Here is a 19,248-nt window from a genome sequence, read left to right as displayed (position 1 = left end):
CTCATCAAACGACGCTTAGATCTTGCCGACGAGGTCGAGCGACGGCTTGAGCGTTTCTGCGCCCGGCGTCCACTTGGCGGGGCAAACTTCACCCGGGTGAGCAGCAACGTACTGCGCTGCCTGAACCTTGCGCAGCAGTTCCTTTGCGTCACGGCCGATGCCGTTGTCGTGGATTTCGCACAGCTTGATCTCGCCTTCCGGGTTGATCACGAACGTGCCGCGCAGTGCCAGACCTTCTTCTTCGATCATGACGTCGAAGTTACGCGTGATTGCGCCCGTCGGGTCGCCAACCAGCGGGTACTGGATCTTGGCGATCGTGTCCGACGTGTCGTGCCATGCCTTGTGCGTGAAGTGCGTGTCGGTCGACACACCGTAGACTTCAACGCCCAGCTTCTGGAATTCAGCGTACTGGTCAGCCAGGTCGCCGAGTTCGGTCGGGCACACGAACGTGAAGTCAGCCGGGTAGAACACGACGACCGACCACTTGCCCTTCAGGTTTTCTTCAGAGACCGGAACGAACTTACCGTTGTGGTATGCGGTTGCCTTGAACGGCTTGACTTGCGTGTTGATGAGAGACATGCGTTGTTTCCTCGCTCTGGGTTGAAAAGGTATGGACGAAGGTTACGGGAACTCCGCCCATTTGAAAAATTGGTTGCTTTGATCGCAGGAATAAACCGTGCCTATCGGGCCTGATGGAAAGCCCTAATCGGCCTGTCAGCCCCGCCAGCACGGGGTTCCGCGCCCGCTGCCGCCCGCATCGAGCGGCCCGAGCAACCCTCGGGGCGGTGAGCATACCGCGAAAATGCGACATTGCGCCTCACGTACCCACCACTCATCGGCTCTTTCGTGCGCCATCCGGGTGCATGGGCGCGGCCGGGCCGGCCCCTGCAACGGCTGTGATCGTCTTGGCCGCCGTGGGTTCCACTGACCTGACGCCACATACCGCATCGCGTCAAACTCCTCCCAGATGCGGGCGCAACCACCATTCCTCAATGGCGCGCGGGCAAACTGCGTCAAAGCGCCCCACCGCGCGCCGTTGCCGCGCGCGCGGCCAGACGCTCGCGCAGGAATTGCGTAAAAGCGCGGATCGTCACCGATGCTTCACGATGCTGCGGGTAGAGCGCATGAAGCGCATTCGATGGCGGCATGTAGTCCTCCAGCACCTCGACCAGCAGCCCCGCATCGACCGATCCCGCCACGATGAAGTCCGGCAGATAGCAGATGCCCAGGCCCGCGATAGCCGAGTCGCGGATCACCTCGCCGTTGTTGGCGCGCAGCGGCCCGTGCACCTCGAACGGCGTGCGCACGCCGTCAATCATGAATTCCCACGGCGCGCGGCCCTGTTGCCCGTAGGGCAGACAGGCATGCTGCGCGAGATCGGCGGGCGTCTCGGGCGCGCGCCGCCGACGCCGGTAGCCGGGACTACAGCAGGCGATCATGCGCACGTCGATCAGCTTCTGCGCGACCAGCGAGGAATCCGCCAGCCGCCCGATGCGCAAGGCCATATCGAAACCCTCGCCAATCACATCGACATTGCGGTCGCTCAGATCCATGTCGAAGCGCACATCCGGATGTTCGCGCAGAAATTCGGCGACGAGCGGCGAGAGATGCGCCATGCCGAACGACATCGGCGCACTCACCTTCAGCAGGCCGTGCGGCTCGCTGCGGCGGTCGGACATGGCCCGCTCGGCCTCGCCGACGTCCGCGAGGATGCGCTTCGCGCGCTCATAGAAGTCCTGGCCGAGATCCGTCACGGCCAGCTTGCGCGTGTTGCGCACCAGCAGGCGCGCGCCCAGATCGCCTTCGAGCGCCGCCACGCGGCGGCTCACGAACTGCTTCGAGAGCCGTAGCCGGTGCGCGGCCGCCGTGAAATTGCCGGCATCCACGGTGTTCACAAAGATCCGCATGTCGTCGAGTTGCATTCCGATCGTCCACTTATACGTGACAGTGAGTCGTATTTTACGGTCATCCACGTCACTCTGGTTGACCTAATATTCACTCCATCGCAACACACACTGAATCAACCGGAGAGACAAAATGATCGAACTTCGCAAGGCAGACCAACGCGGCCGCGGTGAACATGGCTGGCTCAGCTCGCGTCACACGTTCTCGTTCGCGAACTACTACGACCCGAAGCAGACTGGCTTCTCGGACCTGCTCGTCATCAACGACGACCGTGTGGCCCCGGCGCGCGGCTTCGGCAAGCACCCGCACCGCGACATGGAAATCTTCTCGTACGTGCTCGAAGGCGCGCTCGAACACAAGGATTCGATGGGCACGGGTTCGGTGATCGTCCCGGGCGATGTGCAACTGATGAGCGCCGGCACGGGTGTCGCGCACAGCGAGTTCAACCACTCGGCCGATAACCCGGTGCACTTCCTGCAAATCTGGATTGCACCGAACGTGAAGGGCGCGCAACCGCGCTATCAGCAGAAGAACATTGCCGATGCCGAAAAGCGCGGCAAGCTGCGCCTGATCCTCTCACCGGACGGCGCGGAAGATTCGCTGCTGCTGCGTCAGGACGCACGGGTTTATGCAGGCCGCTTCGACGGAGCGGAAAGCGCGAAGGTCGAGATTGGCGCGGAGCGCTTCGCCTATGTGCACGTGGCGCGCGGCAGCGTGAAGTTGAATGGGGTGGAGATGGGCGAAGGCGACGGCGCACGCATCCGCTCGGAACGCGAACTGAGCTTCACGGACGGACACGATGCCGAGGTACTGGTGTTCGATCTGCGTAATATCGAAGTGTCGGAGCTCTGGTCGTAAAACCGTCTTGCCGGGCGCCCGCCGCCCGGCAAGCGGGTCATCCTCACTGCTGCAAACGCCGCAAACGCCTCAAACGCTTCAATCGCTGAACACTGAACCGGCAACCTGTTTGCCCATACAAATTCGGAGAAACACCATGCGCTACAACCTCTTTGGCCAGAACAACGATGCCGTTCTGCTGGTCTCCCGCGTCCTGCTGGCCGCCCTGTTCGTGCTGTTCGGCTGGTCCAAGATCACCGGCTTTTCGGGCACCGTCGATTACATGGCGCACGTGGGCGCGCCCGCGCCGATGATCTCGGCGGTCATCGCCGTCGTCATGGAGTTCGTGGTCGGCATTCTGATCGTGGTGGGCTTTTATACGCGTCCGCTCGCTGTGCTGCTGGCGCTTTACACCATCGCTACCGCGATCATCGGCCATCACTTCTGGAACATGACCGGCGCAGAGCAGTACATGAACATGATCAACTTCTACAAGAACGTCAGCATCGCGGGTGGTCTGCTTGCGCTCGCCGTGACGGGTCCGGGTAAGTTTTCGATGGACCGGAAGTAAGCTCGAGCGCCCCGTGAGGGCGCGACGCAAGAGTGATAACGCAAGGCGCGATGACCGTGAAGGCATCGCGCCTTGCGCGTTTGTGGCACGTGTCGAACGGCCTATGCTATTTGCCCGAATTTACTCCGCAACCCGCGCCATGCGACGATCTGGACGACTCCGCACAACAAGGAACCGTCCATGCAAGACCGTCAAGGCGTGAACCCGGAACGCGCACAAGGCATCCTCGCACGCGAGCGCGCCGCCTTCGTCGCCGCCCGCCCGAAGTCGCAGGCGCTCTCGACCCAGGCCGCGCAGCATCTGCTGTTCGGCGTGCCGCTGCACTGGATGAACGACTGGTCCACGCCGTTCTCGCTCTATGTCGACAGCGCGCGCGGCGCGGCCTTCAGCGACGTGGACGGCCATCGCTACATCGACTTCTGTCTGGGCGACACGGGCGCGATGTTCGGCCATGCGCCGCAAGCTGTCGCGCAGGCGCTCGCGCGCCAGGCGCAGCGCGGCTTCACCACCATGCTGCCGGGCGAAGACGCCGTGGCAGTCGGCGCGGCGCTCGCGGAACGCTTCGGCCTGCCCTACTGGCAATTCGCCATGACCGCGAGCGACGCCAACCGCTTCGCGCTGCGCTGGGCGCGCGCGGCCACGGGGCGCCAGAAGATCGTCGTATTCAACGGCTGCTATCACGGCACGGTGGACGACGTATTCGTCGATCTCGTCGACGGCGTTCCCACGCAGCGCGCGAGCCTGCTCGGCCAGGTGCACGACCTGCTGCCGCATACGCGCGTGGTGGAATTCAACGACCTCGAAGCGCTGGAACACGCGCTCGCCGATGGCGAAGTCGCCTGCGTGCTGGCAGAGCCAGCCATGACCAACGTCGGCATGGTGCTGCCCGAGTCGGGCTTCTGGCGCGACGCCCAGGCAATCATCAAACGCCACGGCACGCTGCTGCTGATCGACGAAACGCACACCATCAGCAGCGGCCCGCACGGCTATGCGCGTGCGCATGGCATCGACCCCGACCTCTTCGTGCTCGGCAAGCCGGTGGGTGGCGGCGTGCCCTGCGCCGTTTATGGTTTTTCGGCGGACCTCGCCGCCCGCGCACAGAAGGCGAAGCTCGATGCGCCGCCGGGGCATTCGGGCATCGGCACGACGCTCACGGCGAACGCGCTGTCCATGAGCGCAATGCGCGCGACGCTCGACGAAGTCATGAGCGAAGCCGCTTACACGCATATGTTCGCGCTCGCCGAACGCCTCGCGAATGGCCTCACGGCCACGATCGCGCGCCACGCCTTGCCGTGGTGCGTGACGCGCGTGGGCGCGCGCAGCGAGTTCCAGTTCTGCGCCACGCCGCCGCGCAACGGCAGCGAGGCACGCGCCGCGATGAACGACGAACTCGAACACATCATCCATTTGTATCTGCTCAATCGCGGCGTGCTCATCACGCCTTTCCACAACATGATGCTGGTGTGCCCCGAGACGACCGAAGCCGATGTCGATCGCCTGCTGGGCGCGTTCGACGACTGTCTCGGGGAGTTGTGCGGCTAGCGCGCGAGCTTGCGCGTCGCTGCGTGCGGACTTGCTATCCTTGGCGCCCCCGCTTTCAAGCTGATCAACGATGCACGACCCGCAAGACAATCTTTTCGCTTACCTTAGTTCGCTCCAGCAATCGGCGCTCAGCGCGCTCAAGCGCCTGCCGCTCAAGAGCCGCGCCGTTCAAGGCGTCTTGATGGCGCTGCGCGCCGTATGCGGCGCGGGCCTCGCCTACAGCATCGGCCGAGCGCTGCACACCGAGCAGGCATTCTGGGCCGCCATCACGGCCATCGCCGTCACGCAGCACGATTACGCCGATACGCTTTCGCAGTCGCGCGACCAGTTCATCGGCGCGATCGCGGGCGGTGTAGTCGGCTTCGCGGCGGCCACGCTCGGCGCGGAGAATATCCCCGCGTATCTCGTGGCGGTAGCCGTGGTGATCGTCGCGTGCTGGTGCCTGAGTGTGAGCACCGCCGCGCGCCTGGGCGCCATCACCACGACCATCGTGCTGCTCGTGCCCACGCATGGGCCGGTGTGGGACGTCGCCCTGTTTCGTGTTGCGGAGGTGGCGATCGGCATGGCCTGCGCGCTGCCGGTGTGCTGGGTGTTTTCGCTTGTGGAGCGGCGGTGGTTGCAGGGGTAGGAGCCAGGAAACGTGCCCTGATTCCCCGCTCTCAACCCTCACGAAATAATCCATCTCCCGACGCTGCGCAATGATCTGCGCAATAGCGGCGATAATGTTTTCCGCCATCTGACAGGGCCCGATCAGGCCCCGTGCAGAGGCTTCGCCGGGTGCGGCCGGTGCGCGCGGGCGGCGTCCAAACGCCCCCGCCCGTGCGAAAAACGTGCGACACTCCTCGGCCGCGCCAATCCCGGCGCCCGAGATCCAACGACACGCTTTTCGCGACGCCGCACGCCATGAATACGACCCCTCAATCCGTCCCCGCCGCCTCGAACGCCGCGCCGCGCAAGACCATTTCGCTGCTGCAAATGCTTGCGCTGATCGCCTTCGGCGGCATCGCGGCCTCGCTCGCGCTCCGACTCTTCGTCTGAGCGTCACGCCGCAGGGGACGCCTGCACACCTGTTTTTTCGCTTATGTACAAGAAAGGCGTCGCCCTCGAAATCCAGTTCTCCCCCGAGCGTCTGAACGACGGCGCAGGCGATCCCTACTGGATCGACCTCACCGCCGAAGAAGCCGCCGCGCTGCTCGACACGCTGCAAACGAAGCTTGCCGCGCGTGAAAGCACGTCCGCGCCGCTCGTCGTCGCGCTCGACACGCCGCGCGAGACGCCGGTAGCGGAATCCTCCGCCACGCCCGCAGCAAGCGAAACGCAAGCCGCCGATGAGGGCCTGAAGCAGTGGGTCTGCGTGATTTGCGGCTGGGTCTACGACGAGGCCGCCGGTGCGCCCGACGATGGCCTCGCGCCCGGCACGCGCTGGGCCGACGTGCCCGAAGACTGGCGCTGCCCGCTGTGCGACGTGGGCAAGGAAGATTTCGCGCTGGTCGAGTTCTAATTACGCAAGCAACGAGGTGCGCGAGTGCTCACCCGCTCTCGCGTCCCGGCGATTCGTAGAACAGCGCGAACAGTTCCGACTGCGAACTCACCCCGAGCTTCGCGTAGATATGCTTCTTGTGCGCCCGCACGGTCTCGAACGAGATTTCGAGCCGTTCGGCGATCGCGCGCGTCGAAAAGCCCGAAAGGCTCTGGCGCACCACTTCGATTTCGCGCGCCGTGAGCGCCGTGCGCCCGCCCTGCTGCGTGACGGCCTCGAAGCGGCTCGCCGTATCGGCCTCGCGCAGCAATGCCGACGTGCTCGGCTCCGCCGTTTCCGATTGCGGCACGACATCCACCGCGGCCTCACTCGCAATCAGCGGCTCATAAGCCAGTCGCTGGCGCATCAACGCGATCACCCAGGGCGCGAACAGCGCGAACTGCGCAATATCCCGTTCCGTGTAATGGTGCTTTGCACCCAGCGAGAAAATCAGCGTGCGCCGTGCGTCCAGCGGCACGTTGAACTGCACTTCGTCGCCGATGATGTTGCTCTTGAAATAGCGCTGATAGTAGTCCGTCATGCGGAAGTTATCGGGCGCGACTTCGGCAAGCGTGACGAGCCCCGCGCGCGGCTTTTCGCACGCGTTGATATAGAACGGATCGAGCTGATACATCCCCTCCAGATACGCCTGGAACAAGAGATCCACGGTGCCGTCGGGCATCGGCGACTCGGCGCAGACGAGGGGTGCGCGCCCATGTATGAAGACGAGCGCAACCCAGTTGTCGAAGGCGGCGAAACGCTCGATCACGCGCGTCGTGCGGGTCCAGAAATCCGGGCCGTCGAGGGCGTCGATCAGCGTTGCAATGTGATGGTGGAACGCGCGGTCCTGCCAGTCTGGCTCCATGGTTCCTCCGATCAGGGTACCCCTGCTGGGTAATTCCTGGACAAAAATAACGTGGTGATAATAGCTGCTCCTGACGCTCTCGCGGCCAACTAAAAGCAACACCAAGGCAGCACCGCCGCAGAGCCTGAAAGATTGAGACGCTTCTGGAGACAAGCATGCAACTCGAACTCGCGCAAATGCCCATCGTGGACGGCGCCGTTGCCCCGAACCTGGCGCGCACGCTCGACGCCATCGGCAAGCGCCGCGCGGGCACCGACCTGATGGTCTTCCCCGAAGCCACGCTCACCGGTTTCCCCACGCGCGACAACGTGCGCGACATCGCCGAGACGCTGTCCGGCCCGTCGCTGAGCGCCGTGCGCGACGCCGCCCGCGCCGCCAATGTGGCCGTCGCCGTAGGCCTGTCCGAGCGCGATGGCGAGCACTTCTATAACACGACGGTCCTGATCGACGAAAAAGGCGAGATCGCGCTGCGCTACCGCAAGACGCATCTGTGGGCCAGCGACGTCGGCGTTTTCACGCCCGGCGACCGTTACGAAGTGTGCGAATTCAAGGGCATGACCGTCGGCCTGCTGATCTGCTACGACATCGAGTTTCCCGAGACCGCACGTGCGGTCGGCTCGCTCGGCGCCGAAATGCTGATCGTCACCAACGGCAACATGGACCCGTTCGGCCCGGTGCACCGCCGCGCGATCGTCGCGCGCGCCCAGGAGAACCAGATGTTCGCGGCGCTCGTGAACCGTATCGGCGATGGCGACGACAACCTCACATTCCCCGGCGAATCGGCGCTCGTGAGCCCGTTCGGCGATGTGCTGGCCGAGCTCAAGGACGAAGACGCCGTGCTGCCCGTGACCGTGGATCGCGCGCTGCTCGCGCAAAGCCGCGAGCACTACAGCTATCTGCACGACGCGCGCATCGCGCTGAATCTCGCGGATGAAAACGACGCGCAAGGTCGCCGCTCGCTCAATATCCGCCCGCGCACGCGCTAACACGCTCTACCCAGGATCGGTGGCGCAACCCAGCGCCTGCCGATCCCGTTCCCCGCAGTATTGATCTGCTGATTGTCTGCCCGACCCGTTGCGTCGAAACATCGACGCAACAGGATCAGACAAGCAGCATCCAGTGATTCGGACCCCGAAACGAATCGCGAAGTCGAAGTGAAATATCGGGCGCGCGACGCAGGGAGAAACGCGCGCCACATGCTCGCGCACGGATTAGCGAACGTCATGCTCCCAAGGGCAGGCCACGCAAGCCCGCGCAACCCACACCCGCAGCACTTTGGAGACACCTGCATCATGAAGCCATCCTCACCGCCCGCCGCCAGCGGCGCACGAGAGTCGCACCTCAAGCGCACCCTCGGCCTGCCGTCCGTGCTGCTGTTCGGCCTCGCCTACATGGCGCCGCTGATCGTCTACGGCACCTACGGCGTGCTCGCCGGCGCGAGCCAGGACACGGCCGCGCTCGCCTACCTCATCGCGCTCGTCGCGATCGTGTTCACGGCACTGAGCTACGGCAAGCTCGCGCGCCTCTTCCCGGTGGCCGGCTCCGCCTACACCTACACGCGCAAGAGCTTCAACGCGCACCTGGGCTTCATGATCGGTTGGGCCACGCTGCTCGACTATTTCTTCCTGCCGATGGTGATCTGGCTGATCGGCGCGGCCTATCTGGGCGCTGCGTTCCCGAGCGTGCCGGCGTGGATCTGGATCGTCGCGTTCATTGTGCTTACCAGCGGCCTGAACGTGCTCGGCATCCAGTTGGCCGCGCGCTTCAACATCGTGCTGATGGTCGTGCAACTGGCGATCGTCGCGATGTTCGTCGTGCTGTGCTGCCACTATGTGTCGGCGGCGAATGCGGGCAACCTGCTGACCGTGCAGCCGTTCTTCCAGGCACATGTGCCGCTCTCGGCCACGATGGCGGGCGCTGCGATTGCTGCGTATTCGTACCTCGGCTTCGACGCGGTGTCGACGCTGACCGAAGAAACCATCGAGCCTGAAAAGACCATCCCGCGCGCCATCGTGCTGATCGCGCTCGTGGGCGGCGCAATCTTCGTGATCGCCGCGTACACGCTGCAACTCGCCCACCCGGGCGCCGTGTTCAAGGACCCGGACTCGGCCGCGTTCGAAATCGCCCGCAAGGTCGGCGGCGATATCTTCGTGACGATCTTCCTGGCAGGCCTGATCCTCGCGCAGTTCGCTTCGGGCATCTCGGCACAGGCTAGCGTTGGCCGTCTGCTCTACGCGATGGGCCGCGACGAAGTGCTGCCGAAGTCGATCTTCGGCTACATTCACCCGCGTTTCCAGACGCCCGCCATCAACATCGTGATCGCCGGTATCGTCGGCCTGATCGCGCTGAAGCTCGACGTCGCCACGTCCACCTCGTTCATCAACTTCGGCGCGTTCCTCGCGTTCACGTCGGTGAATCTGTGCGTGATCCGTCAGTACTTCAGCGGCGCGGCCGGTTCGCGCGGCTTCGGCTTCGTGGGCGGCGTGGTGTTCCCGCTGATCGGCGCCGTCACCGACCTCTGGCTGCTGTGCAGCCTCGAAAAGACCGCGATCGTGCTCGGCATCATCTGGTTCGTGCTCGGTCTCGCCTACCTCGGCTGGATCACGCGCTGCTTCCGTCGCGCTCCGCCGGAAATGGCTGTGTAAGTTCAGGCCTCACGTCGCGCTCATCGAGCGCGGCGTAAAAAAACGGCGAGCGTCCCGCAAGGGGCGCTCGCCGTTTTTCGTTGTGCATGCCGTTGTGAACGCAACCGATCGACCTTGCGGTCTACGCGTTCAGTCCTTCAGCCCCGCGAGCCGCGCGGCGGCCATCACTTCGCGTTTCGTATCGAGAATATGCCGCTCGATCAGCGCCACCACATCATCCACCGCGCGCCGCTTGCAGGCATCGACGATCTCATAGTGATCGCGCTGCACGTCGCCCTTTTCCGTGTCGAGCGACATGCGCAGATGCGGATAGCGGTTCGTCGTGGACAGGCAGTACTCCTCGATCATCTTGCGCAGCCGCTCATTATTCGCGGGCGCGCACAGCGCGAGATGGAACTGGCGGTTGTACTCGGCCCAGTCGGCGGGCGAGGTCGCCGTGTCGTAAGCCGCGAGGATGCGCTTCATCAAGTCGATATCGGCGGCCACCATGTTCGGCACCGCCAGCTTCGCGGCGTACGTCTCCAGCGCCGCGCGAATGTCCAGCAGCTCGCAGATCTCGCGCGTGGACATGGCCATCACCACTGCGCCGCGATTGAGCTGGTAACTCACGAGCCCTTCGGCTTCCAGCTGGCGCAGCGCCTCACGCACGGGAATGCGGCTCGCGCCGAAGCGCTCTGCGAGGCCCTCCTGGCGCAGCTGCGCGCCCGGCGGCAGCACGCCGCGCAGGATCTCTTCGCGCAGTTGATCGCGGATGGTTTGAGGCAGCGATCGTTGGTCTTCCTTGCCCTGCACTGTCGTCATGTGTTCGTGAGCGTTTTGGCCGGCCAAGCGGGGGCCGACGAAAAAAAGTTGTCGTCGTTTTTTTTGCCTGCCAGAATTGGATACAATCCACTCAGTTATGGATATTCATCTTGACCGGTTGTATCCGTCAATCTGTCCGTTCACTGTTGCCGCATCCTTGTCTGGAGACCCTATGGGATGTTGTAAGCGTCTGAAAAACAAACAAGTTTAGCGTATCCGCCCGGGCCGCCCGAGGCCGTTGCGTGCGCAACGGCTTTGGCTGACAGCGGCCGGGCTCCAGTCGATTCACCCCTGCGCATCAGGCACGCCGCGCGTTTTGCACGCGGTGCGGGCCCGCTTGCGCCCATGAAAAACGTAGAACGCTGAGGAGAGAACCAAGATGGCACGCAACACCCTGGGCACCACCCGCAATCTGCGCCTGCGCGCACCCGTCCTGCTCGCCGCGCTGGCCGGCCTCTGGAGCGCCGCCGCGCTCGCCGACACCACCGACGTGAAAATCGGCTTCGCCGCTCCGCTCACCGGCGGTCAGGCCCACTACGGCGCCGATTTCCGCAGCGGCGTGGAAATGGCGATCGAGGACGAGAACGCCACCAACCCGACCATCGGCGGCAAGCCTGTCCACTTCGTGCTGGACGCCTACGACGACCAGGCCGACCCGCGCACCGGCACGACCGTCGCGCAAAAGCTCGTGGACGACAACGTCGCCGCCGTGATCGGCCACTTCAACTCGGGCACCAGCATTCCGGCCGCGCCGATCTACGCCAAGGCCGGCATCCCCGAAATCGCCACGGCCACGGCGCCCGCCTACACGCGCCAGGGCCTGCCGACCACCTTCCGCCTCGTGACCTCGGATGCGCAGCAAGGCAGCGTGCTGGGCGACTACGTGGTGAAGGATCTCAAGTTCAAGCGCTTCGCCGTAATCGACGACCGCACGGCCTACGGCCAGGGCGTGGCGGAAGAATTCGCCAAGGCCGTGAAGGCCGCGGGCGGCACGGTGGTCGCGCAGGAATTCACCAACGACAAGGCCGTCGATTTCCGCTCGATCCTCACGCACATCAAGTCGGCGGACGTCGATGCGGTGTTCTACGGCGGCGCCGACACCCAGGCCGCGCCGATGCTCAAACAAATGAAATCGCTCGCCATCAAGGCGACGCTGATCGGCCCCGACATGGTCCACTCCGCCGAGCTGATCAAGATCGCCGGGCCGGCCGCCGATGGCGCGCTGGCGTCGTCGGGCGGCAGCCCGCTCGAGCAGATGCCGGGCGGCAAGAGCTACGTCGAGCGCTATTCGAAGCGCTACAACAAGCCGGTCGAGCTGTACTCGCCGTACGCGTACGACGGCACGCGCGCGGTGTTCGCGGCCATGAAGAAGGCCAATTCGACCGATCCGCATGTCTATCTCGCGTCGCTCAAGAGCACGGCGATGAAGGGCGTAACCACCAACGAGCTGGCCTACGACCAGTACGGCGACCTCAAGTACGGCGGCGTCACCGTCTACAAGGTCGTCAACGGCCAGTGGCAGCCGCTCACGACGGTCGGCACGAAGTAAGCACACGCTCGCGCCGCGCCCCTTGCTGGCAGCGCGGCGCACACAGGACAGCCGGCGGTACCCGGCTGCGGCGCGCGAGACGGCGGGTAACACTTCTCCGCTCGCCCGATGGCGCGCCGGGTTCAACGGGCTTTCGCACGACGCGGGAGCCCGTTTTTTTTGACCTGAAATTTTTTTTCGGCGCGGCCAGCCTTGGCCGGTCGATGTGTCGCAGTCTCCGCAACTCCCGTGGCACGGGGCTTCCGGCCCTTTTGGGGTCGGTGCAAAATGAGCGTTCGGTCGCGCCAGGCCGAACCGCACTACAATGCATGCCGTCCACTGGTTTGCCGGTCGTTCGTTATATTGATTTACCGTACCGAACGCCGCCCCGCTTGCACCGAACATGCCCCGTTTTCCCAGAATTGCCCCGTTTTTGCTCGTTCCGCTGGTTGCCATGCTCGGCGCCTGCTCGTCCACCAGCAAGCCCAAGTTTCAGGACGACCAGTTGCTGAGCAGCGCGCCGAGCCCGTTCTCGCGCAGCTTCAGCTACGCCAGCGCCGATGCCTGCGAGGCCTCGCGCCGCGCGCTGCTGAGCCAGGGCTACATGACGACGATGACGCACAACGACACCGTCGACGCCACCAAGAACTTCCAGCCGACGAGCGACCAGCACATCGTCGTGGAAGTGCACGTGGTCTGCACCGTCGCGGACGCGTCCAATACCAGCATGGTCTACGTGAACGCGGTGCAGAACGGCTACGCGCTCAAGAAGAGCGATACGTCGGCAAGCGTCGGGTTGTCGATTCTGGGGTCGGTGTCGCTGCCGATCCGCTCGAATAGCGACGAGATGGTGAAGGTGTCGAGCGAGACGATCCAGTCCGGGCCGTTCTACACGCGCTTCTTCGATCTGGTGAGCCGTTATCTGAATACGGTCGCGAAGAGCGAGCCGGTGCCGGGCAGCGGAGCCATCAAGATCACGCCGCTGCCGCCGAGCCTGGAACCCGAAACGGCACTCGCCAATGCCGGTGCGCCGGGTGTGGCGACGCCGGGCATGTCGGCCGCGCCTGCGGCAGCAGTGGCTGCGGCGGCGACGGGCGCGGCAGCGCTCCATACGGACGCTCTGCCTGCCACGCCCATCATTGGCGCGATGCAGCCGATTCAACCGGTGACGTCGACGGCCAGCGTGCATGCGGTCATGCCGGTCGCGCCCGCCGCGACGGCGACGCTGCTCACGCCGGTGGTGCCCGCAGCGGTCGCGGCAGCGGCGAGTGCCGCCAGCGCGGCAAGCGCGCCGGTTGCGGCGGCACCGGCTTCGGGCGCTTCGGCGGCGAAGGCGGTCGCAACAACTACGGCGGCTGCGGCGGCAACGCCTGCCAGCGCAGCACAAACCCTCGCAGCGGCGTCCACGCCCGTCACGGCCAGCGCCGCCAACGCCGCGCCTTCGAGCGCGACGCCCGCCGCCACGACGGCCCCCTGACGCCACACTCGCGGGAATCGCGGGGAATGGCGCCTAGCGCAGCCCCGCCATCATCGCCCCCATCCCCACCAGCAGGCTGCCCATCAGGCGATTGACCGCGCGCAGCCGGCGCGGCCGTTGCAGCACATGGCGCAGCCGGTGCGAAAACAGCGCCATCGACGCCACGCCGCCCGCGAACAGCACCGCAAAGGTCGCCGCCAGCACCAGGTACTGGCGATTCGCGCTCCACGCCGCATCGGCGCTCATGAATTGCGGGAAAAACGACGGAAAGAACAGCAGCGTCTTCGGATTGAGACCGGAGGTCGCAAAGCCGCGCCAGAACAGATCGCGATGCGAAGTGAGTGCGGGCTCAGCGCTGTCGCTTTCCGGCGCGCCGCCGAGCGTACGACTGCGCCATTGCTTGCAGCCGAGCCAGACCAGATAGGCCGCGCCCACCCAGCGCAACACGGTGAGCGAGTGCTCACTGATGAGCAGCAGCGAATTCAGGCAGAGCGCCGTCAGCACGAGCTGAAGCAGCACGGCGAGCGTGCCGCCCCAGACGCAGGGCAGCGCGCGGCGCCAGCCGGCGTGCAGTGCCTGGCTCATGGTGAGCACGTTGACGGGGCCGGGGGTGTAGACGAGGACCAGCGCGGCGGCGAGAAACGACAAATACAGCTGGAGCGACATTTCCGGAAATTCTGGCGAAGGGGTTGGGCGTCGTGGCGAAACGCGGCGACCCGGCAAAACGGGGCCGCAGCAACAGGAAATCGGCAACAAAAAACCGCGCACATGCGCGGTTTTCAAATGCCATCCGTCCGATCGGACGCCGCAGGCCGCGTGATAAACGCGTGCCGCGCCCGATAGCCGCCGCAGGGTGCAGCGAAGGATCGGCTCAGACGGTCCACCGCGGCTTGTGGCTGCGGCGGCTCGCCCCAACGCGGGGAGGTGGCCGCGTGGGTCGTGCCGGACGAGAAGGCATGTGAAAATAATACGGGGATTGAGGCTGGATAGGCTTCCTGTTTTCCGGTTCAAAGGGGGTTAAACCGGAAGCTTGTTCCGCTAGAATGACGATTTCCTGTACAAGATTCTTTTCAGTCATGAGCGCCCGCGAACGCCCGCCGAAAACCCTCGACAATCACGACCGCAAGATCCTGCGCGCGCTACAGCAGAACGCGCGGCTATCCAACGCAGAACTCGCCGAGCAGGTCGGCATGTCCACCACGGCCTGCTGGAACCGCACGCGCCAGCTCGAGGCGGACGGCTATATCGACGGCTATGTCGCGCTGGTCAACCAGCGCAAGCTGGGTTTCGCCGATATCGTGATTCTGGAAGTCACGCTGGATAGACACGAAGACGACGCGCTCGCCCGCTTCGGCTCCGAACTGGCGGCGCTGCCCGAAGTGCTGGAGGCCTATCTGGTGTCGGGGGAATACGACTACTGGATCAAGGTGGCCGTGGATGGCACGGCCGGTTACGAGCGCTTCCTGCGCGAGAAGCTCTATCGCATCTCCAGCATTCGCCACAGCCGCTCGATGTTCGCGCTGCGCTGTATGAAAGACGTGGCGTCGATGCAGGTGTGAAACAGACGCTCGGCACGCAAGCCGATTGATTCGGCATCCGAATCAAATCGCGTCGATCACGCCGAAGGCGAGCGCGCTCCGCTCGCCCGCAAAATCATCTTGACGACCTCTTCGGTCGTCGTCTCGAAGTTCGCCGCCGAAAGCGCGCGCTTGCCCGCGAGCGCACGAATCTGCGCCTCGAAATCCGCGTAGTGCTGCGTGGTCGCCCAGATCATGAAGAGCAGCGTCTTTGGCTCCACCGGCGCGAGCAAGCCCTCCTCGATCCAGCGCTCGATCAGCGTCACGCGCGACTCCATCCACGGCTTCACGCGTTTGAGCAGGATGTCCTGCATGTGCGTCGCGCCGCTGATGATCTCGTTGGCCCACACCTTCGATCCTAGCGGCCTGCGTCGCGAGAGTTCCATCTTCGCGCGCACATAGCCGCCAATCGCTTCGACCGGATCGTCGCTCGCGTCGAAGGTATCGGCGGCGGCGTTCCATTCCTCGAACAGATCGTCGAGCACGCGCCAGTAGAGCGAAAGCTTCGTCGGGAAGTAGTAATGCAGATTCGCTTTGGGTAGTCCCGCGCGCTCGGCGATCAAGGCGGTGCTCGCGCCTTCGAAGCCGCGCTCGGCGAACACGGCTTCCGCGCAGGCGAGCAGATGCGTTTCGTTCGACGCACGAATCGAAGCCTTGCGGCGCGGCTTGCGGGTGGCGTCCTGGTCCTCGCGTGCGCTCGGGCTCGGGCGCAGGGCAAGGTTCGCGGCTGGCGTGTTGGTGTCGTCGTCGCGCATGGCATCGGTCCGTTCGGAACGTTCGAAAGAGAAGGCGTCGCAGCGACGCCGGCTTCATTGTAGACACGCGACACGCTCAACGTGATCACGCGCGTGACGAATCCACGGGTAAACCTGCGTGCCGCGCGGCGTTTATCACGCACTGCAACATCGATGGCACGCTTTTCGCTCGTAATACCGCATTGAATTCCCAAAGTTTATGGCCTACAACCTGTCCAATCGGACAGGATTCGGAGAGCGAGAAATCGTGGCCCCGAATGAGCGTCGAGCGCATGCACCTTGATCGCGCAAGACGCCCCAGACGATGGCACCGATGCACGCTTCATGAACACAAGCGCAGTCGCGATCCCCACAACGGCTCTCACGAAGAAGCCCCATCGCGACGCACCGCCCAGTCGAACATTGACAGGAGAGCACGCATGAACGTAGTAAGCGAAGCCGCGCTGACCACCGCGATTCACGTGAATGGTCAGCGTCTCTGGGACAGCCTGATGGAAATGGCGAAGATCGGCGCGACGCCCAAGGGCGGCGTGTGCCGCCTCGCGCTCACGGACCTCGACAAGCAGGGCCGCGACCTGATCGTGAAGTGGGCGACGGAAGCAGGCTGTACGATCAGTGTCGATCAGATGGGCAATGTGTTCATGCGCCGCGCGGGCCGCAACAACGACCTGCCGCCCGTGATGACCGGCTCGCATGCGGACTCACAGCCTACGGGCGGTCGCTTCGACGGCATCTATGGCGTGCTGGGCGGCCTCGAAGTGATCCGCGCGCTCAACGACCACGGCATCGAAACCGAACACCCCATCGAAACGGTGATCTGGACCAACGAGGAAGGCTCGCGCTTCGCGCCCGCGATGGTGGCCTCCGGTGTGTTCGCGGGCGTGTTCACGCTCGACTACGGTCTGTCGCGCAAGGATGTGGACGGCAAAACCATCGGCGAAGAACTCAAGCGTATTGGCTACGCGGGCGATCTGCCCTGCGGCGGCCGCAAGATTCACGCGGCGTTCGAACTGCATATCGAACAAGGTCCGATTCTCGAAGCCGAGAAGAAAACCATCGGCGTGGTCACGGACGCGCAAGGTCAGCGCTGGTATGAAGTTGTCCTGACGGGTCAGGAAGCACATGCCGGCCCCACGCCGATGCCGCGCCGCCGCGACGCGTTGCTGGGCGCCTCGCGCGTCGTGCAGCTCGTCAACGAAATCGGCCTGCGCCACGCGCCGCTCGCCTGCGCGACAGTCGGCATGATGCAGGTGCACCCGAACTCGCGCAACGTGATCCCGGGCCGCGTGTTCTTCACCATCGACTTCCGTCATCCGGAAGATAGCGTGCTCGCGCAGATGGATGCGGAGTTGCGCGAAGGCGTCGCGAAGATCGCGGAGCAAGGCAAGCTCGAAACCGAACTCGAACAGATTTTCTATTACGCCCCGGTGCCGTTCGATGCGGCCTGCGTGAAGTCGGTGCGCGCTGCCGCCGAGCGTTTTGGCTACTCGAACCGCGACATCGTTTCGGGCGCGGGCCACGACGCCTGCTATCTGGCGACGGTCGCGCCGACTTCGATGGTGTTCGTGCCGTGCATCGACGGCATCAGCCACAACGAGATCGAGGACGCCACCCAGGAATGGATTGAAGCGGGCGCGAACGTGCTGTTGCACGCCATGCTCGAACGCGCGAGCGAACCGGGTTGATCGACCGGACTCGCCGCGCAAAGCCATAAAAAAGTCGTTCCCCACGTACCGGCTGCCGCGCATCGCGCGCGGCCGGTGGACCCGTGTTTTGCCTCGCAAGGAGCATCCGGATGTCCCACTCCGCCCGTTCCCATTCGCGTGCCACTCAGGGCATCGCCGCAGGACGCCTTAGCGCCGAAGAACTCGGCTGCCAGTTCGCCGATGTCGCCCCGCCGCTTTCTCCCAACGCGGCCGTGATCGCATCCGATCGCTGCCATTACTGCTACGACGCGCCTTGCGTCGCGGCCTGCCCCACCGGCATCGATATTCCCAGCTTCATCCGCAAGATCGGCAACGGCAATCTCAAGGGCGCCGCACGCGACATCCTGAGCGCCAATCCGCTCGGCGGCATGTGTTCGCGTGTGTGCCCGACCGAGATTCTCTGCGAAGGTGCCTGCGTGAGAAATCATCAGGATGGCGAACCGGTTCAGATCGGTGCGCTGCAACGTCACGCCACCGACTTTCAAATGGCGCGCGAAGCCGAAGGCGCCGCGCCGCTGTTCCGCCGCACGAGCGAGACAGGCCGCTCGGTGGCCGTGATCGGCGCGGGCCCGGCGGGCCTCGCGTGCGCGCATACGCTCGCGCTCGCGGGTCATCGCGTGACGGTGTTCGATGCGCGCGAGAAACCCGGTGGCCTCAACGAGTACGGCATCGCCGCCTATAAGACCGTGGACGACTTCGCCCAGCGCGAAGTCGACTGGCTGCTCTCCGTGGGCGGCATCGAGTTGAAGCAGGGCCAGCAACTGGGCCGCGACATTACGCTAGACACGCTGCGCGAAACGTTCGACGCCGTCTTTGTTGGCGTCGGGTTGGGCGGCACCCATGCGCTGAAGATCGACGGCGAAACGCTCGACGGTGTGCGCGACGCCGTGGACTTCATCGCGCAACTGCGCGAAGCCGACGATCTCGGCACGTTGCCCGTGGGCCGCCGCGTGGTGGTGATCGGCGGCGGCAATACCGCCATCGACGCCGCCGTGCAAAGCCGCAAGCTGGGCGCGGAGCACGTCACGCTCGCGTATCGGCGCGGCACCGCGCAGATGAGCGCAACGTGGGCCGAGCAGGAATTCGCACGCCAGCAGGGCGTGACGATCGTGGAGTGGATGAAGCCTGTACGCATCGTCGGCAACGGCGCGGCGCAGGCCGTGGAGTTCGAGCGCGCGGCGCTCGACGTCAACGGCGTGTTGCAGGGAACCGGCGAGATCGAGCGCATCGAAGCCGACATGGTGCTCAAGGCAATCGGCCAAAAGCTCTTGCCCGCCGGGCTGGAAGCGCTGCAATTGAGCGAAGGCGGCGCGCGCATCGCCGTGGATGCCGATGGCGCGACCTCGCTGGCAGGCGTCTGGGCCGGCGGCGATTGCGCGGGACACGACGCCACCGACCTCACCGTGCAGGCGGTGCAGGACGGCAAGCTCGCGGCGCGCGCGATCGACCGTTATCTCGCCGCGCAAACCGGCAAGGCCGCGTGATCGGCAAGCACAAGACGACGCAAAACGACGCCCCCA

General features: G+C 64.8%; 19 protein-coding genes. 13 read left to right on the top strand and 6 right to left on the bottom strand.

Going from position 1 to position 19,248, the window contains the following annotated elements:
• Positions 1 to 15: 15 nt before the first annotated feature.
• Together ahpC and U5782_RS21760 are read right to left on the bottom strand one after the other, a co-directional pair.
• Positions 16 to 579: an alkyl hydroperoxide reductase subunit C gene (ahpC, locus tag U5782_RS21765; RefSeq protein ID WP_069261621.1), complete on the bottom strand. Its 564-nt coding sequence runs from the start codon at positions 577 to 579 to the stop codon at positions 16 to 18.
• 434 nt (positions 580 to 1,013) lie between these two features.
• The gene (locus U5782_RS21760; protein ID WP_322045953.1) at positions 1,014 to 1,922 is read right to left on the bottom strand and encodes a LysR family transcriptional regulator; all 909 of its coding nucleotides are present in this window, start codon (positions 1,920 to 1,922) and stop codon (positions 1,014 to 1,016) included.
• Between the two features lie 115 nt (positions 1,923 to 2,037).
• Here U5782_RS21760 and U5782_RS21755 point away from each other — a divergent pair, with 115 nt between their 5' ends.
• The 6 genes from U5782_RS21755 (at position 2,038) to U5782_RS21730 (ending at position 6,356) form a co-directional block, all read left to right on the top strand.
• Entirely contained in the window at positions 2,038 to 2,763 is a 726-nt protein-coding gene (locus tag U5782_RS21755) for a pirin family protein (RefSeq protein WP_322045952.1), read from the top strand.
• Positions 2,764 to 2,899: 136 nt separating this feature from the next.
• Entirely contained in the window at positions 2,900 to 3,313 is a 414-nt protein-coding gene (locus tag U5782_RS21750; protein ID WP_322045951.1) for a DoxX family protein, read from the top strand.
• Positions 3,314 to 3,493: 180 nt separating this feature from the next.
• A complete protein-coding gene (locus tag U5782_RS21745) occupies positions 3,494 to 4,855 on the top strand; it encodes an aspartate aminotransferase family protein (RefSeq protein ID WP_322045950.1) in 1,362 nt (453 codons plus the stop codon).
• 70 nt (positions 4,856 to 4,925) lie between these two features.
• Positions 4,926 to 5,483: an FUSC family protein gene (locus U5782_RS21740; RefSeq protein WP_322045949.1), complete on the top strand. Its 558-nt coding sequence runs from the start codon at positions 4,926 to 4,928 to the stop codon at positions 5,481 to 5,483.
• 275 nt (positions 5,484 to 5,758) lie between these two features.
• Positions 5,759 to 5,893 (top strand): hypothetical protein, encoded by a 135-nt coding sequence (locus tag U5782_RS21735; protein WP_322045948.1) that lies wholly within the window; start codon positions 5,759 to 5,761, stop codon positions 5,891 to 5,893.
• Between the two features lie 43 nt (positions 5,894 to 5,936).
• Entirely contained in the window at positions 5,937 to 6,356 is a 420-nt protein-coding gene (locus U5782_RS21730) for a rubredoxin (protein ID WP_322045947.1), read from the top strand.
• A 28-nt stretch (positions 6,357 to 6,384) separates the two neighbouring features.
• Here U5782_RS21730 and U5782_RS21725 read toward each other — a convergent pair whose 3' ends face one another.
• A complete protein-coding gene (locus tag U5782_RS21725; protein WP_322045946.1) occupies positions 6,385 to 7,239 on the bottom strand; it encodes a helix-turn-helix transcriptional regulator in 855 nt (284 codons plus the stop codon).
• A gap of 155 nt (positions 7,240 to 7,394) precedes the next feature.
• On the opposite strand from U5782_RS21725, the gene U5782_RS21720 reads away from it, so the two are divergent.
• Together U5782_RS21720 and U5782_RS21715 are read left to right on the top strand one after the other, a co-directional pair.
• Positions 7,395 to 8,225 carry a carbon-nitrogen hydrolase family protein gene (locus U5782_RS21720; protein ID WP_322045945.1) on the top strand — a complete coding sequence of 277 codons (831 nt, stop codon included), beginning with the start codon at positions 7,395 to 7,397 and terminating at the stop codon, positions 8,223 to 8,225.
• Positions 8,226 to 8,531: 306 nt separating this feature from the next.
• Positions 8,532 to 9,884 carry an APC family permease gene (locus U5782_RS21715; protein WP_322045944.1) on the top strand — a complete coding sequence of 451 codons (1,353 nt, stop codon included), beginning with the start codon at positions 8,532 to 8,534 and terminating at the stop codon, positions 9,882 to 9,884.
• 129 nt (positions 9,885 to 10,013) lie between these two features.
• On the opposite strand, the gene U5782_RS21710 is transcribed toward U5782_RS21715, so the two are convergent.
• Complete coding sequence (locus tag U5782_RS21710) at positions 10,014 to 10,685, bottom strand: GntR family transcriptional regulator (RefSeq protein ID WP_322045943.1); 672 nt, start codon at positions 10,683 to 10,685, stop codon at positions 10,014 to 10,016.
• A gap of 379 nt (positions 10,686 to 11,064) precedes the next feature.
• Between U5782_RS21710 and U5782_RS21705 the strand changes: the two genes are divergently transcribed.
• Positions 11,065 to 12,234 (top strand): branched-chain amino acid ABC transporter substrate-binding protein, encoded by a 1,170-nt coding sequence (locus U5782_RS21705; RefSeq protein ID WP_322045942.1) that lies wholly within the window; start codon positions 11,065 to 11,067, stop codon positions 12,232 to 12,234.
• A gap of 382 nt (positions 12,235 to 12,616) precedes the next feature.
• The gene (locus tag U5782_RS21700) at positions 12,617 to 13,690 is read left to right on the top strand and encodes a DUF2242 domain-containing protein (RefSeq protein WP_322045941.1); all 1,074 of its coding nucleotides are present in this window, start codon (positions 12,617 to 12,619) and stop codon (positions 13,688 to 13,690) included.
• Between the two features lie 33 nt (positions 13,691 to 13,723).
• Here U5782_RS21700 and U5782_RS21695 read toward each other — a convergent pair whose 3' ends face one another.
• Positions 13,724 to 14,356 (bottom strand): LysE family translocator, encoded by a 633-nt coding sequence (locus tag U5782_RS21695; protein WP_322045940.1) that lies wholly within the window; start codon positions 14,354 to 14,356, stop codon positions 13,724 to 13,726.
• 410 nt (positions 14,357 to 14,766) lie between these two features.
• Here U5782_RS21695 and U5782_RS21690 point away from each other — a divergent pair, with 410 nt between their 5' ends.
• Positions 14,767 to 15,249 carry an Lrp/AsnC family transcriptional regulator gene (locus U5782_RS21690; protein ID WP_322045939.1) on the top strand — a complete coding sequence of 161 codons (483 nt, stop codon included), beginning with the start codon at positions 14,767 to 14,769 and terminating at the stop codon, positions 15,247 to 15,249.
• 56 nt (positions 15,250 to 15,305) lie between these two features.
• Here the strand turns inward: U5782_RS21690 and U5782_RS21685 are convergent, their stop codons facing one another.
• The gene (locus U5782_RS21685; RefSeq protein WP_322045938.1) at positions 15,306 to 16,022 is read right to left on the bottom strand and encodes a TetR/AcrR family transcriptional regulator; all 717 of its coding nucleotides are present in this window, start codon (positions 16,020 to 16,022) and stop codon (positions 15,306 to 15,308) included.
• 419 nt (positions 16,023 to 16,441) lie between these two features.
• Between U5782_RS21685 and U5782_RS21680 the strand changes: the two genes are divergently transcribed.
• Positions 16,442 to 17,707 (top strand): Zn-dependent hydrolase, encoded by a 1,266-nt coding sequence (locus tag U5782_RS21680; RefSeq protein WP_322045937.1) that lies wholly within the window; start codon positions 16,442 to 16,444, stop codon positions 17,705 to 17,707.
• 110 nt (positions 17,708 to 17,817) lie between these two features.
• Positions 17,818 to 19,212, top strand: coding sequence for an NAD(P)-dependent oxidoreductase (locus U5782_RS21675; protein ID WP_322045936.1), 1,395 nt, complete (start codon positions 17,818 to 17,820; stop codon positions 19,210 to 19,212).
• Positions 19,213 to 19,248 lie beyond the last annotated feature (36 nt).

The organism is Paraburkholderia sp. J67 (genome assembly GCF_905220265.1).
GTDB lineage: Bacteria > Pseudomonadota > Gammaproteobacteria > Burkholderiales > Burkholderiaceae > Paraburkholderia.
Note: the sequence above shows the minus strand (reverse complement) of the source record. Positions and strands in the feature narration are given on the sequence as shown.